Origin of the sequence: Streptomyces griseoviridis (assembly GCF_005222485.1) — a bacterium.
GTDB lineage: Bacteria > Actinomycetota > Actinomycetes > Streptomycetales > Streptomycetaceae > Streptomyces > Streptomyces hintoniae.
Map to the genome: position 1 here is coordinate 6,423,337 of NZ_CP029078.1, position 14,898 is coordinate 6,438,234.

A 14,898-nucleotide genomic window follows, 5' to 3' on the forward strand; every position below is an offset into this window, starting at 1 on the left:
GCCCGGCCGCTCCGGAAGCCCCGGTGGCGGCGGCGGTGACGGTGACCGTCGCCCCGGCAGCCCCGGCAGCCCCGGCAGCCCCGGCAGCCCCGGCAGCCCCGGAGGCCGCCGGGACAGCAGCGGCCCGCCCCGCCCCAGCAGCCCCGCCGCCGGGCCCGGAGACCGTGGACGGAGGCGTGGCGACGGACGACGGAGCCGCAACGGACGACGGCGTGGAACGGGACCACGGCGCCGAGCCGGACGACGGCGCGGGGCCAGGCGTCGCCGCGGAGCCGGACGTCGCCGCGGAGCCGGATGTCGGCCCGGACCCAGGCGTCGGCGCGGAGCCGGACGACGGCGTGGCGGCGGGAGATGCCACCGGGGCGGCAGGCGACGCCGCGAGGGAAGGCGGCACCTCGGCGGAATTCGGCGTCGAGACAGACGAAGGCACAGACATGGGGACCGTCCTGATGAGCGTTCGCGGACAGCGCGCCATCGCCACGCGGGCGGGCACGCCGAGAAGAGAAGGATGCGAAATCAGCAGGACGGGCGACACACGCAGCCCGCATAGCGGACGAGGTCCATATGGACCCTCCGCCACAGGCGCACACAGGTGTCGGTCACGATCCGGAGTGAACCATGACGGCCCACACCGGTCAACTCACCGTCACCATGTGGACCACGTGACGACCGCACAGTGACGGTGGGCGGGAATCTCAGCGGGAGCCCGCGGTCGCCTCCGTCGTTTCCTGGGTCGTGGTCCCCGCCTCCGAGGGGGCGGGTGGCGGGCCGCCGAGGGGGGCGTCGGCTTCCATCCACCGTCACCAGGCGGACCGACCGCGTGAGGACCCCACAGTGACGGTGGGCGGGAATCTCAGCGGGAGCCCGCGGTCGCCTGCGTCGTTTCCTGGGCCGTGGTCCCCGCCTCCGAGGGGGCGGGTGGCGGGCCGCCGAGGGGGCGTCGGCTTCCCCGTCCACCGTCACCATGTGGATCGGCCGCGTGAGGACCCCACAGTGACGGTGGTCTGGAATCTCAGCGGGAGCCTGCGGTCGCCCGCGTCGTTTCCTGGGCCCGTGGTCCCCGCCTCCGAGGGCCGGGTGGCCGGCCGCCGAGGGTGGCCTCGGCCGTCGTCCACCGTCACCAGGTGGACCGACCGCGTGGCGACCCCACAGTGACGGTGGGGCGGGAATCTCAGCGGGACCCCGCGGTCGCCTCCGTCGTTTCCTGGGTCGTGGTCCCCGCCTCCGAGGGGGCAGGCGGTGGGCCGCCGAGGGTGGCTTCGGCCGCCGTGTACAGGTCGGCCGGGCGGACGCCGTTCAGGGCCGTCACGAGATGGCCGTCGGGGCGGATCAGCAGGACGCTGTGGGCGGCGGCGCCCGGGTATTCCTCGGAGACCAGCAGTTCGGCGGGGTGCGGCAGGGCCGCCACCGCGGCCGCCAGCCGGGGCATGATCCCGGCGGTCACCCAGTGCTTGCGGTCCCACACCCCGGTGCCCGGCGCGATCAGCACCACCAGCAGCGCCCCGCGCCCGAGCCGGTCGCGCAGCCGGACGAACGAGCCGTCCTCCGCCGTCACGCGGACGTCCTCGACGGGCGCACCGGCCGGTGTGTCGACCGGCACCTCGCCCTCCAGGTCCTGGGGCGCGAGCGGTGAGGACGCGTAGCCGCCGGGGACGCCGAGCGGCCCGTGTCCGAGGTGGCCGTCGACGAGGAGCCCTTCGTGGCCGCGGCCCGAGCCCGGCACGTAGGAGCGCAGCCCGCCGCCCCCGCGCAGCAGCGGCAGCGACTGGTCGGTGGCGCGCAGCCGGGCGGCGACCACCGCCCGCCGTTCCGTCTGGTAGCTGTCGAGCAGCGCCTCGTGCGGCCCGTGGTGCCAGGCGAGCGCCAGTTTCCAGGCGAGGTTGTCGGCGTCCCTGAGCCCCTCGTCGAGGCCCTGGGTGCCGAGCGCGCCGAGCAGGTGGGCGGCGTCCCCGGCGAGGAAGACCCGCCCGGCCCGCCAGCGCCTGGCCAGCCGGTGGTGCACGGTGTGGACGCCGGTGTCGAGGAGTTCGTAGGGCGGGGTGGGGCCGCCGGTCCAGCCGGCCAGGGTCTCGCGGACCCGGGTCAGCAGCAGTTCGGGGGTGACCAGGTCCTTGCCGGGCGGCAGCAGCCAGTCGAGGCGCCACACGCCGTCGGGCAGCGGGCGTCCGACGACCTCGCCCGCCGACGGGCCCGAGGTCCGCCAGGGAGGCGCGCGGTGCAGCAACGCCTGATCGGGCCAGGGCAGTTCGGTGCGCAGGGCGGCGACGGCGTGACGTTCCACCGCGGTCCGCCCGGGGAAGCGGATGTCCTGGAGCTTGCGGACCGTCGAGCGGGGGCCGTCGCACCCCACCAGGTAGCTGCCGCGCCACCAGGTGCCGCCCGCGCCGCGGGTGTGGGCGGTGACCCCTGACGGTTCCTGTTCGACGGTGTCGAGGCGGCTGTCGGGGGCGATGGCGGCGAGCCGTTCGCCCGCGAGCGCGTGGCGCAGGGCGCCGGTCAGCACGTGCTGCGCGATGTGCAGGGGCGCGGGTTCGTCGTCGTCGAAGGTGATCTCGCGCATCACCTGCTTGCGCCGCAGCGACCGCCATCCGGCCCAGCGGGTGCCTTCCTCGGACAGCGGTACCCCGGTGAGCCGTTCCAGCAGAGCGGCGGTGTCCTCGCGCAGCACGACGGTGCGCGCCGGGCGGGGTTCGTCGGTGCCCGTGGACTCGTCGAGCACGACGGAGGGCACCTCCTGGCGCGCCAGTGCCAGGGCGAGCGTCAGGCCGACGGGCCCCGCCCCGACGATGATCACCGGGTCCACGGCGTGGCGCCCCCCGCCCGTGACGGCGTCCTGACGGACGTATGTGAACAGGAAGTTGGAGCGGGGTGCACGATCACAGAACGTATGCAACCCACTGCCGGTGCCCGCGTCAAGCGACGCTCTCGTCCGGTGCGCCGGACCGCGCCACCGGACCGCCGCACTCCTGGGACGTGGGACGACGCGGGGGACGACAGTGTCGACCGTCGTCCCCCGCGTCGTGCGACCGGCGCCCCGCGCGCCGCGCCTGACCGTCCGTCAGCTCATACGGTGGTGCCCGCGGCGCCCTGGAGCGAGGCGTCGTCGGCGCTCAGCACCGCGCCCGAGGACTTCTTGCGGTTGCGCAGCCGCTTCTCCAGCCAGCCCGCGAAGGTCGTGAGGCTGAAGTTGAGGGCCACGAAGATCACCGCGACGACCGTGAAGCTGGCGATCGTGTTGGCGCCGTAGTAGCCGGACATGGTGTTGGCGGAGGCGAGCAGTTCGGGGAAGGTGAGGACGGCGCCGCCGAGCGCGGTGTCCTTCACGACGACGACGAGCTGGCTGACGATGGCCGGGAGCATCGCCGTGACCGCCTGCGGCAGCAGGATCGACACCATGGTCTGGGTCTTGCGCAGCCCGATCGCGTGCGCCGCCTCGGTCTGGCCCTTGGGCAGGGACAGGATGCCCGCCCGGACGATCTCGGCGAGCACCGAGGCGTTGTAGAGCACCAGGCCCGTGACGACCGCGTACAGCGGCCGGTCGTCCGAACTGACGCTGGAGTACTCGGAGTACAGGGCCAGGCCGAAGATCATCAGGATCAGGACCGGGATGGCCCGGAAGAACTCGACGACCGCGCCGACCGGCACCCTGACCCACCGGTGGTCGGAGAGCCGCGCTATGCCGAGCACCGCGCCGAGCGGCAGCGCGATCAGCATCGAGAGGGCCGCCGCGATCAGCGTGTTCTTCAGGCCGGGCAGGATGTACGTGGTCCACGCCTCGGTGCCGGAGAAGAACGGCTTCCACTTCTCCCAGTCCAGCTGGCCCTTGTCGGAGAGGCTGGCGTACACCCACCACAGGACGGCCGCGGCGGCGACCAGGAAGACGCCGGTGAGCAGGATGTTGCGCTGTTTCGCGCGCGGTCCCTGGGCGTCGTAGAGAACGGAACTCATCGCTTCACCGCCACCTTCTTGCCGACCCAGCCGAGGACCATGCCGGTCGGCAGCGTCAGGCACACGAATCCGAACGCGAAGACCGCGGAGATGAGGATCAGCTGGGCCTCGTTCTCGATCATCTTCTTCATCAGCGTCGCCGCCTCCGCGACACCGATCGCCGCGGCCACCGTGGTGTTCTTGGTCAGCGCGATGAGTACGTTGGTGAGCGGGCCCACCACCGCGCGGAACGCCTGCGGCAGCACCACGAGGGACAGCACCTGGGTGAAGCTGAGGCCGATCGCCCGCGCCGCCTCCGCCTGGCCGACCGGGACCGTGTTGATGCCGGAGCGCAGCGCCTCGCACACGAACGCCGAGGTGTAGGCGATGAGGCCGAGCACCGCGAGCCGGAAGTTGATGGTGTCGAAGTCGTGGGCGCCCAGGCTGACGCCGAGCGTCTGGCTCAGGCCGAGCGACGTGAACAGGATGATCACGGTCAGCGGGATGTTCCGCACGACGTTGACGTAGCCGGTGGCGAACCCGCGCAGCAGCGGCACCGGGCCCACCCGCATCGCGGTCAGCACGGTTCCCCACACCAGGGAGCCGACGGCGGAGAGCAGGGTGAGCTGCACCGTCACCCAGAAGGCTCCCAGCAGGTCATAACCTTCAAGAAAGTCGAACACGTTCTCCCGCGCTTCCACGAGTGGGTCCAACCCGCGGTGCGCCGCCGCGGCGGACGGCGCACCGGTCGGGTCCTGGTCAGCTCTTGATGTCGCCGATCTTCGGCGCGGGGTCGTTCTTGTAGTTGGCGGGGCCGAAGTTCTTGTCCACCGTCTTCTGCCAGGTGCCGTCGGAGACCATGGCCTCGAGCGCGGTGTTGATCTTCGCCTTGAGGTCGCTGCCCTTCTTGACGCCGATGCCGTAGTTCTCGTTCGTCATCTTCAGGCCGGCGAGCTTGAACTTGCCCTTGAACTGGGACTGCGAGGCGTACCCGGCGAGGATCGAGTCGTCGGTGGTCAGGGCGTCGATGGCGCCGTTCTGCAGACCGGTCAGGCAGGCCGAGTAGGTCGGGTAGTTCTGCAGGTCGGCCTTGGGCGCCAGCTTGTCCTTGATGTTCTGCGCGGACGTCGAGCCGGTCACCGAACACAGCTTCTTGCTGTTGAGGTCGGTGGCCGCCTTGATGGAGGAGTCGTCGGCGCGGACCAGGACGTCCTGGTGGGCCAGCAGGTACGGGCCCGCGAAGTCGACCTTCTCCTGGCGCTCGGGGGTGATCGAGTAGGAGGCGGCGATGAAGTCCACGTCACCGCGCTGGAGCATGGTCTCGCGGTCCTGGCTCTTGGACTCCTTCCAGTCGATCTGGCCGGCGTCGTAACCGAGCTTCTTGGCGACGTAGGTGGCGACGTCGACGTCGAAACCGGCGTATCCCTGCGGGGTCTTCTGGCCGATGCCGGGCTGGTCGAACTTGATGCCGATGGAGATCTTCTTCGACCCGCCCGAGCCCTTGTCGTCCTTGTCGCCCGAACCGCACGCGGTGGCGGCGACGGAGAGGGCGAGCACGGCGGCCGAGGCGGCGGTGACCTTGCGGAGCTTCATGGTGAACGTCCTTTGGCTGGTGAAGGGATGGCGGCCGTGCGGGGCCTGGGTCAGTGGTGCAGGATCTTCGAAAGGAAGTCCTTGGCCCGGTCGCTGCGCGGGTTGCTGAAGAACTGGTCGGGCGCGGCCTCCTCGACGATCCGGCCGTCGGCCATGAAGACCACCCGGTTCGCGGCCGAGCGCGCGAAGCCCATCTCGTGGGTGACGACGATCATGGTCATGCCGTCCCGGGCGAGCTGCTGCATGACCTCCAGGACCTCGTTGATCATCTCCGGGTCGAGCGCGGACGTCGGCTCGTCGAAGAGCATGACCTTCGGGTCCATGGCCAGCGCCCTGGCGATGGCCACGCGCTGCTGCTGGCCGCCCGAGAGCTGCGCCGGATACTTGTCGGCCTGGGTGCCCACGCCCACCCGGTCGAGCAGCGCCCGCGCCTTCTCCTCGGCCTTCTTCTTCTCCGCCTTGCGGACCTTGAGCTGGCCCAGCATGACGTTCTCCAGCACCGTCTTGTGCGAGAAGAGGTTGAAGGACTGGAAGACCATCCCGACGTCGGCCCGCAGCCTGGCCAGTTCCTTGCCCTCCTGGGGCAGCGGCTTGCCGTCGATCGTGATGGCGCCGTCGTCGATCGTCTCCAGCCGGTTGATGGTGCGGCAGAGCGTGGACTTCCCGGACCCGGACGGCCCGATGACGACGACCACCTCGCCACGGGTGATGGTCAGGTCGATGTCCTGGAGCACGTGCAGGGCGCCGAAGTGCTTGTTGACGTTCTTCAGGACGACCAGGTCGCCGGTGGAGGCCACCTCTTCCTTGGCCACCGATACTTCGGTCATCGCGATCAGGCTCCCGTCCTCCTCGGTTTCGGAGGACAGTAATGACCGGGTAATGCGAGAGTCATCACATCTGAGCGAGATCTGAGCATCACGATCCGGTAGCGATCGGGCACCCGCGGTGGCCCCCGGGCGATCCGCTCGTATCGGGCGCATAACGGTAGGGCCGCGCAACCGGAACGCTCTTGACGGCGTCCTCGTCCATCAGCGTGACTGCGTGGGTGCACGCGCGCGTACGTGAGTTCTAGCCATGCCGTTCGTACGGCCGATGAACCGAAGGGGGCCCGGGTGAGGCTGCTGCTCGTCGAGGACGACAACCATGTCGCCGCCGCGCTGTCCGCCGTCCTGGCCCGCCACGGATTCGACGTCACCCACGCGCGCAGCGGCGAGGAGGCGCTGCGCGCCCTGGTGCCCGAGGGCGACGGGTTCGGGGTCGTCCTGCTCGACCTCGGCCTGCCCGACCAGGACGGCTACGAGGTCTGCGGCAAGATCCGCAAACGCACCAGCACCCCGGTGATCATGGTGACCGCGCGCGCGGACGTCCGCTCCCGCATCCACGGCCTCAACCTGGGGGCCGACGACTACGTCGTCAAGCCCTACGACACCGGCGAGTTGCTGGCCAGGATCCACGCCGTCAGCCGGCGCACCGTCCACGAGGACGCGGCCACCGGCGGCGACAGCGACGCGCTGCGGCTCGGCCCGCTGCTGATCGAACTCTCCACCCGCCAGGTCGGCGTGGACGGCACGGTGGTCCAGCTGACCCGCAAGGAGTTCGACCTGCTGGCCCTGCTCGCGCAGCGGCCCGGGGTGGTCTTCCGGCGGGAGCAGATCATCAGCGAGGTCTGGCGCACCAGTTGGGAGGGGACCGGGCGCACCCTCGAGGTGCATGTCGCGTCCCTGCGGGCCAAGTTGCGGATGCCCGCGCTGATCGAGACCGTGCGCGGGGTGGGCTACCGGCTCGTCACCCCGGCCGCCTAGCGGGGGAGCGGGTGCGTACCCGGCTGCTGCCGCTGCTCATCGTGCTGCTCGCGGCCGTGCTGCTGGCGCTCGGCGTGCCGCTCGCGATCAGTGTGGCCGCCGCCGAGCAGCAGCGGGTCGTCGTCGACCGGATCGACGACACCGCGCGCTTCGCGGCCCTCGCCCAGTTCGTCACCGACGCCTGCGGCGCCGTCCGGGTCGACTCCGACGAACGTCTGGAGACCCTCAGCACCGAACTCGTCAGCTACTACGGCGTCTACGGCATCCGTGCCGGTGTCTTCTGCCACAGCGAGACGCCGATGGCCGCCGCGCCCGTCCAGTGGCGGCTGCCCGCCGAGGGGGAGATGCGGGGCGCGTTCGCCGAGGCGCTGCTCAGCCGGCGCAGCCACGACCCCGAGCAGGTGTGGCCGTGGCAGCGCCACCGGCTGGTCGTCGCCTCACCGGTGATCAGGGACGGCGACGTCGTCGCGGTCGTCGTCACCGACTCGCCCACCGGGTCGATGCGTTCCCGCATCCTGCACGGCTGGCTGGTGATCGCCGCGGGCGAGAGCGCGGCGATGCTGCTCGCCGTGGGGGCCGCGCTGCGGCTGACCGGGTGGGTGCTGCGCCCGGTGCGGGTCCTCGACGCCACCACCCACGACATCGCCACCGGACGTCTGAAGTCCCGGGTCGCCGCGGCCGGCGGACCGCCGGAACTCCAGCGCCTGGCACGGTCGTTCAACGAGATGGCGGACAACGTCGAGGAGGTCCTGGAACAGCAGCGCGCCTTCGTCGCCGACGCCTCCCACCAACTGCGCAACCCGCTCGCCGCGTTGCTGCTGCGCATCGAGCTGCTCGCGCTCGAACTGCCCGAGGACAACGAGGAGATCGCCTCCGTGCGCACCGAGGGCAAACGGCTCGGCACGGTCCTCGACGACCTGCTCGACCTCGCCCTCGCCGAGCACGCCGAGGCCGATCTGCGGATCACCGACCTCGGCGCGCTGACCGCCGAGCGGGTGGCCGCCTGGACCCCCACGGCCGAGGCCAAGGGCGTCAGGCTGGTCGGCGACTGCCCGCCGACCACCGCGTGGGCCGACCCGGTCACCCTCTCCAGCGCGCTGGACGCGGTGATCGACAACGCGGTCAAGTTCACGCCCGAGGGCGAGACGGTCGAGGTGTCCGTGGGGTTCGACGGCACCACGACGACGGTCGTCGTCGCCGACCGCGGCCCCGGGCTGACCGACGACGAGCTGAGCCGGGTCGGCGACCGCTTCTGGCGCAGCGCCCACCACCAGAACATCAAGGGCTCGGGGCTCGGGCTCTCCATCTCCCGCACCCTGCTGGCGGCGGGCGGCGGCACCATCGCCTACGCCCACCACGCCCCGCACGGGCTGCGGGTGACGGTGACGGTGCCCAGGTCGGGCCCTACGGCTTGACCGAGCGGTAGTACCTGCGGGCGCCCTCGTGCAGGGCGAGCGGGTCGGTGTAGATCGCCGTGCGCAGGTCGACGAGTTGCGCGGAGTGGACCGTGGAGCCGATGCGGTCACGGCTCTTGATGACCGTGCGGGTGATCCACTCGGTCAGCCGCGGGTCGACGTCCGTGCGGGTCATCAGGAGGTTGGAGACCGCGATCGTCGGGACGGCCGCGCCGTTCTGGAGCCCCCGGTAGGCGGACTCCGGCATGTTGGTCGACCGGTAGTAGCGGGTCGCGCCGCCCTGCTCGTGCAGCTTGGCCACGAGGTCGGCGCCGATCGGCACGAAACGGAACGCGAAGGACGACGTCAACTTCTGCAACCCCTGCGTGGGCAGCCCGCCCGACCAGAAGAACGCGTCGATCCGGCCCTCCTTCAGCCCCTCCGGCCCGACGTCGATGCCGTCGGAGCTGGCCGTGATGTCCTTGCCCGGGTCGATCCCCGCGGCCTTCAGGACCCGGTCCGCTATCAGCCGCACCCCCGAGCCGGGCGGCCCCGTCGACACCCGCCTGCCCTTGAGGTCCGCGACCGAGCGCACGGGCGAGTCGCGGGCCACCACGAGCTGGACGTAGTCGTCGTAGAGCCGGGCCACCCCGCGCAGCCGGGTCGCGCCCGGGTTGTCGTCGCTCAGCTCGTACGTCTCCACCGCGTCCGCCGCCGTGATGGTGAAGTCGGCCTCCCCGGTGGCCACCCGCCGCACGTTCTCCTGGGACCCGGCGCTGGTCGTCAGCCGCACCCGCAGCTCCGGCATGTCCTGGTGGAACTCCTGCTGGAGCAGCTTGCCGTACTGGTGGTACACCCCGGCCCTGGTGCCGGTGCTGAAGGTGATCGTGCCGCTCGGCGGGTCCTCGCCCAGGGGCAGCAGCCACCACAGCAGCAGCCCGAACGCGACGATGCCGGCGGCGGACGCCTGGAGGGCGCGGCGCCGGCCGGGCCGGGGGAAGAACGTGGGCATACGCGCGATCCTGCCAGCAGCCACACGGAACTGGCCAGGCCCGGCGGACCGCTCCGTGGCCCGTGCGGCGCTGCGGGCGTCGGTAGAGTCGTCGTATGACTGCATCGCCCGCCGACCTGGTCCGTGCCTTCCACCTCGCCGTCGGGCTCGACGCCCGCACCAGCCCCACCGAGGTGGAGCCGGGACTCGCCGCCCAGCGCGGCGCCCTGCTGCGCGAGGAGGCCGCGGAGGTCGCCGAGGTCGCGGTGGACGGGCCGCTGGACAAGCTCGCCCACGAGCTGGCCGACGTCGTGTACGTCGCCTACGGCACCGCCCTGGTGCACGGCATCGACCTGGACGCGGTGATCGCCGAGATCCACCGCTCCAACATGACCAAGCTCGGGCCCGACGGCCAGGTCGTCCGCCGCGACGACGGCAAGGTCCTCAAGGGCGCGCACTACCGGGCCCCGGACGTGAGCGCCGTACTGCGCCGCCAGGGCTGGAACCCCGAGGCCGCCGGCCAGGTCGCGCGGGACGGGTCCTAGAACGGCGGACGGGCCCACGGCGGCTCCCCTCCAGGGCGTGCCGTGGGCCCGAGTGACCGGTGGGTCTCAGTCGCCCACCGGAACCTCCTCCGCCTCCTCCACCGGCTGCGGGACCCGCTTGCGGGCGGCCAGCCGGTCGGTGACGTGACGCGCGACCGGCTCGGTGTACCGCGCGGTGAGCGGGCCGATGACGACCAGGATGAGCACGTACGCCGTGGCCAGCGGGCCGAGCGAGCGCTCGATGCCCGCGCTGACCGCGAGGCCCGCGATGACGATCGAGAACTCGCCGCGCGCCACCAGCGCGCCGCCCGTCCGCCAGCGGCCCTTCACGGAGATGCCCGCCCGGCGGGCCGCCCAGTAGCCGGTGGCGATCTTCGTGGCCGCCGTGAGCAGGGCCAGCGCCAGCGCCGGCAGCAGCACCGGCGGGATGCTCGCCGGATCGGTGTGCAGCCCGAAGAAGACGAAGAACACCGCCGCGAACAGGTCGCGCAGCGGGCTCAGCAGGGTGTGCGCGCCCTCCGCGACCTCACCGGAGAGGGCGATGCCGACCAGGAACGCGCCGACCGCGGCCGACACCTGGAGCTGCTGGGCGACGCCCGCGACCAGGATCGTCAGACCCAGCACGACCAGCAGCAGCTTCTCCGGGTCGTCGCTGGAGACGAACCGTGAGATGACCCGGCCGTAGCGGACCGCCACGAACAGGACGAGCCCGGCCGCGCCGAGCGCGATGGCCAGCGTCAGACTTCCGGCGAGGAGGCCCGCGCCGGCCACGAGCGCCGTCACGATGGGCAGGTACACCGCCATCGCGAGGTCCTCCAGGACCAGCACGCTCAGGATCACCGGGGTCTCCCGGTTGCCGACCCGGCCCAGGTCGCCGAGGACCTTGGCGATCACCCCGGACGACGAGATCCAGGTGACGCCCGCCAGCACGACGGCCGCCACCGGGCCCCAGCCCATCAGCAGGGCGACGGCCGCGCCCGGCACGGCGTTGAACATCATGTCGACCAGACCGGCCGGGTAGTGCGACTTGAGGTTGGTGACCAGGTCACCGGCCGTGTACTCGAGGCCGAGCATGAGCAGCAGCAGGATGACGCCGATCTCGGCGCCGGTGGCCACGAACTCCTCGCTCGCGCCGAGCGGCAGCAGCCCGCCCTCACCGAAGGCGAGACCGGCCAGCAGGTACAGCGGGATGGGGGAGAGGCTGAAGCGGGCGGCCGCCCGCCCGAGCAGGCCGAGGGCCAGCAGGATGGAACCGAACTCGATCAGCAGGACAGCGGAGTGCACCCGATCACTCCCGCCCGAGTATCGCCGCGGCGGCGTCCACGCCTTCACGGGTGCCTACGACGATCAGGATGTCACCGCCCGCCAGCCGGAAGTCGGGAGCGGGTGAGGGGATCGCCTCGGCCCGGCGCAGCGCGGCGACCACGGAGGCGCCGGTGTCGGTGCGCATCCGGGTCTCCCCGAGGACCCGTCCGTTCCAGCGGGAGGCCGCGGCCACCTCGATGCGCTCGGCCACCAGGCCGAGGTCGGTGGTGTACAGCAGGCTCGCGCTGTGGTGGGAGGGCTTCAGCGCGTCGATCAGCACGCCGGCCTCGGAGCCGGTCAGCCGCAGCGAGTGGGCGCAGGAGTCGGGGTCGTCGGCCCGGTACATGTTCACGGTCCGGGCACCGTCCCGGTGCGCCACCACGGACAGATGGCGCTGGTCCTTCGTCACCAGGTCGTACTGGACCCCGATCCCCGGCAACGGCGTCGCCCGCAGGCGTGGCGCAGACACGTTTCTCCCCTTCGCTCAACAGCTGGTCGTGATCATCGATGATCACGGTCGGCACTCTGCATGGTGTCACCCACACGTACCGTGGCGATATGGGTGACGTGACGGATATACGCGAGCGGGGGCCTGTGAGGAGACTCGGCACAGCAGTGCCGGGAGCACGTGCCGGACGAGGGAGGACCGTGTCGCTGTTCTGGCGGATCTTCTCGCTCAACGCCGTCGGGCTGGTCGTCGCCGCCTCCCTGCTGCTCGGCCCGGTCACCGTCTCGACCCCCGTGCTGCCCGCCGAGGCGCTCGTCGTCGTCGGCGGTCTCGGGCTGCTCCTGGTCGGCAACGCGCTCGTGCTGCGCGCCGGGCTCGCCCCGCTGCGCCGGCTCGGCGGGGCCATGGCCGCGGCCGACCTGCTGCACCCGGGCGCCCGCGCCGAGGTCGCGGGCCCGGCCGAGGCGGCCGAGCTGATCACCACGTACAACACCATGCTCGAACGGCTGGAGAACGAACGCGCCGCCGGCGCGGGCCTCGCCCTCTCCGCGCAGGAGCGGGAACGCCACCGGATCGCCCGCGAACTGCACGACGAGGTCGGTCAGACCCTCACCGCCGTCCTGCTCCAGCTCAAACGGGTCGCCGACCGGGCCCCCGCCGACCTGCGGGCCGAGGTCGGCCAGGCGCAGGAGGCCACCCGGGCGGGGCTCGACGAGATCCGCCGGATCGCCCGCAGACTGCGGCCCGGCGTCCTGGAGGAACTCGGCCTGGTCAGCGCGCTGCGTTCGCTCGCGGGCGAGTTCACCACGCACGGACTGACCGTGCGCCACCACATCCCGGGAGGTCCAGGCGATCTGCCCGCCCTGACCGAGGAGTCGGAACTCGTGCTCTACCGCGTCGCCCAGGAAGGGCTCACCAACACCGCACGGCACTCCGGGGCCGACCGCGCCGAGATCAGGCTGCGGCCGGTCGACGGCGGGGTCGAACTCGTCGTCCGCGACAACGGCCGCGGCCTCGGCGGGGCCAAGGAGGGCGCCGGGATCGTCGGGATGCGCGAGCGCGCCCTGCTGGTCGGCGCCGACCTCACGCTCGGCCCGGGACCCGAGGCGGGCACCGAGGTGCGGCTGCGGGTCCCGGCCGCGGAAGGAACCACCCGATGAACCCGACCCCGCCCCCGATCTCGTCGCCCGCGCCCGTGGGTGCCCCGCCCGCCCGGGTGCTGCTCGCCGACGACCACGCGCTGGTCAGGCAGGGCGTCCGGCTCATCCTGGACGGCGAACCCGACCTGACCGTCGTCGCCGAGGCGGGTGACGGCGCCGAGGCGGTGGAGCTGGCCCGCGCCCACGAGATCGACCTCGCCGTCCTGGACATCGCGATGCCCCGGATGACCGGCCTCCAGGCCGCCCGCGAGCTGTCCCGGCGGATGCCGAACCTGCACATCCTGATCCTGACGATGTACGACAACGAGCAGTACTTCTTCGAGGCGCTCAGGGCCGGCGCCAGCGGCTACGTCCTCAAGTCGGTCGCCGACCGCGACCTGGTCGAGGCGTGCCGGGCCGCGGTGCGCGACGAGCCGTTCGTGTACCCGGGCGCCGAGCGCGCCCTCGTCCGCTCCTACCTGGAACGGCTGCACCGGGGCGACGGCCTGCCCGAACGGGCCGTCACCGAGCGCGAGGAGGAGATCCTCAAGCTGGTCGCCGAGGGCCACACCTCGAAGGAGATCGGCGAGCTGCTGTTCATCAGCGCGAAGACGGTCGAACGCCACCGCGCCAATTTGCTGCACAAGCTGGGCATGAAGGACCGCCTGGAGCTGACGCGGTACGCGATCAGAGCGGGCCTCATCGAACCCTGACCGGACTGGATCGGACCTGGTCGGAACTGGTTGGACCAGGTCGGACCTGGTCGGACCAGGTCGGACCTCGTCGGAACTGATCTCGGAACTGATCGGGTCCGACCGGCCCTGTCCTTCGTGGGGCCTGCCCGAGGGGTGACTCAGCCGGCGGCCGCCCAGGTGCGGGTCAGTTCGGTGACGGCGGCCGTCGCGCGGTCGTTCGGCGCTCCGTCGGCGCGCAGCGGCGGGGCGAACTCGACATGCAGGAAGGGCACCCGCGCGTCGGCCGCGGTACGGCCCTGCGCGTTCGTCACACCGGCCAGCGGGCATTTCCCGCGCCAGGCCCGGCAGACCCGGAATCCCCGCTCGCGCAGGGCGTCGGCGAGCAGCAGCGCCTCGGGACCCGCGGTCCTCGCCGCCGACGTCGAGGCGATGACGTCGTGGTGCGGGGCGGAGGAGCGGGCGAAGCCGTGCACCTGTATGCCGGGGAGGCCGCGCCTGACGAGTTCGGCGCAGACCGCGTGGAAGATCGAACCCGGCTGGTGCGCCACGTCTGCCGAGCCGTCCTCGCCCGCCTGGCGGTGGGCCCCCGCGACGACCAGCACCCCGCCGGGCGAGCCGCGCAGCACCCGCGCGCCGAGCACTTCGGTGTACTGGTCGGACGCCGGGTGCGGGACCTGCACGGACCAGCGGGCACGGTGGTCGAGGTCGAAGTAGACCCGCCCCCAGCCGCGCGGCGAGGCGGCCCGCTCGGTGCGGTCGGCGACCTCGGCGAAGCGGCGCCCCGAACCCCGGTCGACGACGGTGCGGAGGGTGAGGTCGAGCGCCGACAGGCGGCGTCCGGCCGCCGTCAGATCGCCGTCGAGCAGGAGCCCGACACCCGCGGCGACGCCCTCGCGGTCGGCCTCGGTGGGCGGCAGGTAGCCGGTGTCCGGTCCGAGCCTGCGGGCGTAGGCGGTCATCTCGGCGGTCAGGTCGACCTCGGTGGCCGGGTGGCGGGTACGGTCGTCGTCGGTCCCGTCGTGGTCGCGCGTGCTGGGCGGGTACACCGTCAGAACCGTT

Annotated in this window: 15 protein-coding genes; 5 read left to right on the top strand and 10 right to left on the bottom strand. The window is 72.3% G+C overall.

Translation table 11 applies throughout. The annotated features are described in order from the left end of the window. Positions 1–516 precede the first annotated feature (516 nt). The 6 genes from DDJ31_RS39915 to DDJ31_RS27885 all read right to left on the bottom strand — a co-directional run bounded on the left by DDJ31_RS39915 (position 517) and on the right by DDJ31_RS27885 (position 6,347). Complete coding sequence (locus DDJ31_RS39915) at positions 517–966, bottom strand: putative leader peptide (RefSeq protein ID WP_346656270.1); 450 nt, start codon at positions 964–966, stop codon at positions 517–519. Between the two features lie 205 nt (positions 967–1,171). After that, positions 1,172–2,803 carry an FAD-dependent monooxygenase gene (locus tag DDJ31_RS27865; protein WP_127177635.1) on the bottom strand — a complete coding sequence of 544 codons (1,632 nt, stop codon included), beginning with the start codon at positions 2,801–2,803 and terminating at the stop codon, positions 1,172–1,174. A gap of 260 nt (positions 2,804–3,063) precedes the next feature. Further along, positions 3,064–3,948, bottom strand: a complete 885-nt coding sequence (locus DDJ31_RS27870; protein ID WP_127177634.1) for an amino acid ABC transporter permease — start codon at positions 3,946–3,948, stop codon at positions 3,064–3,066. Next, positions 3,945–4,610 carry an amino acid ABC transporter permease gene (locus tag DDJ31_RS27875; RefSeq protein WP_127177633.1) on the bottom strand — a complete coding sequence of 222 codons (666 nt, stop codon included), beginning with the start codon at positions 4,608–4,610 and terminating at the stop codon, positions 3,945–3,947. Before DDJ31_RS27875 ends, DDJ31_RS27870 begins: the two co-directional genes overlap by 4 nt. Positions 4,611–4,686: 76 nt before the next feature. After that, positions 4,687–5,520 (bottom strand): glutamate ABC transporter substrate-binding protein, encoded by an 834-nt coding sequence (locus tag DDJ31_RS27880; protein ID WP_127177632.1) that lies wholly within the window; start codon positions 5,518–5,520, stop codon positions 4,687–4,689. Between the two features lie 50 nt (positions 5,521–5,570). Further along, positions 5,571–6,347 (bottom strand): amino acid ABC transporter ATP-binding protein, encoded by a 777-nt coding sequence (locus tag DDJ31_RS27885; protein WP_127177631.1) that lies wholly within the window; start codon positions 6,345–6,347, stop codon positions 5,571–5,573. A gap of 285 nt (positions 6,348–6,632) precedes the next feature. Between DDJ31_RS27885 and DDJ31_RS27890 the strand changes: the two genes are divergently transcribed. Both DDJ31_RS27890 and DDJ31_RS27895 read left to right on the top strand, forming a co-directional pair. Then, positions 6,633–7,322, top strand: coding sequence for a response regulator transcription factor (locus DDJ31_RS27890; protein ID WP_127177630.1), 690 nt, complete (start codon positions 6,633–6,635; stop codon positions 7,320–7,322). Positions 7,323–7,333: 11 nt separating this feature from the next. After that, positions 7,334–8,737, top strand: a complete 1,404-nt coding sequence (locus tag DDJ31_RS27895) for a sensor histidine kinase (protein ID WP_127177629.1) — start codon at positions 7,334–7,336, stop codon at positions 8,735–8,737. Here the strand turns inward: DDJ31_RS27895 and DDJ31_RS27900 are convergent. Further along, the gene (locus DDJ31_RS27900; RefSeq protein WP_127177628.1) at positions 8,727–9,728 is read right to left on the bottom strand and encodes a TAXI family TRAP transporter solute-binding subunit; all 1,002 of its coding nucleotides are present in this window, start codon (positions 9,726–9,728) and stop codon (positions 8,727–8,729) included. The two genes, DDJ31_RS27895 and DDJ31_RS27900, sit on opposite strands and share 11 nt — an antisense overlap. Before the next feature lie 95 nt (positions 9,729–9,823). Here DDJ31_RS27900 and DDJ31_RS27905 point away from each other — a divergent pair, with 95 nt between their 5' ends. After that, on the top strand, positions 9,824–10,252 hold the full coding sequence (locus tag DDJ31_RS27905; protein WP_127177627.1) for a MazG nucleotide pyrophosphohydrolase domain-containing protein: 429 nt from the start codon (positions 9,824–9,826) through the stop codon (positions 10,250–10,252). 66 nt (positions 10,253–10,318) lie between these two features. Here the strand turns inward: DDJ31_RS27905 and DDJ31_RS27910 are convergent, their stop codons facing one another. Together DDJ31_RS27910 and DDJ31_RS27915 are read right to left on the bottom strand one after the other, a co-directional pair. Then, on the bottom strand, positions 10,319–11,536 hold the full coding sequence (locus tag DDJ31_RS27910; RefSeq protein WP_240678061.1) for a cation:proton antiporter: 1,218 nt from the start codon (positions 11,534–11,536) through the stop codon (positions 10,319–10,321). Positions 11,537–11,540: 4 nt separating this feature from the next. After that, on the bottom strand, positions 11,541–12,026 hold the full coding sequence (locus DDJ31_RS27915) for a cation:proton antiporter regulatory subunit (RefSeq protein WP_127177626.1): 486 nt from the start codon (positions 12,024–12,026) through the stop codon (positions 11,541–11,543). 179 nt (positions 12,027–12,205) lie between these two features. On the opposite strand from DDJ31_RS27915, the gene DDJ31_RS27920 reads away from it, so the two are divergent. Further along, the gene (locus DDJ31_RS27920; protein WP_240678060.1) at positions 12,206–13,165 is read left to right on the top strand and encodes a HAMP domain-containing sensor histidine kinase; all 960 of its coding nucleotides are present in this window, start codon (positions 12,206–12,208) and stop codon (positions 13,163–13,165) included. Continuing rightward, on the top strand, positions 13,162–13,857 hold the full coding sequence (locus tag DDJ31_RS27925; RefSeq protein WP_127177624.1) for a response regulator: 696 nt from the start codon (positions 13,162–13,164) through the stop codon (positions 13,855–13,857). Before DDJ31_RS27920 ends, DDJ31_RS27925 begins: the two co-directional genes overlap by 4 nt. A gap of 140 nt (positions 13,858–13,997) precedes the next feature. Here the strand turns inward: DDJ31_RS27925 and DDJ31_RS27930 are convergent, their stop codons facing one another. After that, entirely contained in the window at positions 13,998–14,885 is an 888-nt protein-coding gene (locus DDJ31_RS27930) for a hypothetical protein (protein ID WP_127177623.1), read from the bottom strand. Positions 14,886–14,898: the final 13 nt, after the last annotated feature.

Excerpts from the sequence above, each read along its gene's own strand:
- DDJ31_RS39915 (WP_346656270.1), bottom strand. The coding sequence starts at position 966 with ATGGTGACGGTGGACGGGGAAGCCGACGCCCCCTCGGCGGCCCGCCAC.
- DDJ31_RS27870 (WP_127177634.1), bottom strand. The coding sequence starts at position 3,948 with ATGAGTTCCGTTCTCTACGACGCCCAGGGACCGCGCGCGAAACAGCGC.
- DDJ31_RS27880 (WP_127177632.1), bottom strand. The coding sequence starts at position 5,520 with ATGAAGCTCCGCAAGGTCACCGCCGCCTCGGCCGCCGTGCTCGCCCTC.
- DDJ31_RS27885 (WP_127177631.1), bottom strand. The coding sequence starts at position 6,347 with ATGACCGAAGTATCGGTGGCCAAGGAAGAGGTGGCCTCCACCGGCGAC.
- DDJ31_RS27900 (WP_127177628.1), bottom strand. The coding sequence starts at position 9,728 with ATGCCCACGTTCTTCCCCCGGCCCGGCCGGCGCCGCGCCCTCCAGGCG.
- DDJ31_RS27905 (WP_127177627.1), top strand. The coding sequence starts at position 9,824 with ATGACTGCATCGCCCGCCGACCTGGTCCGTGCCTTCCACCTCGCCGTC.
- DDJ31_RS27925 (WP_127177624.1), top strand. The coding sequence starts at position 13,162 with ATGAACCCGACCCCGCCCCCGATCTCGTCGCCCGCGCCCGTGGGTGCC.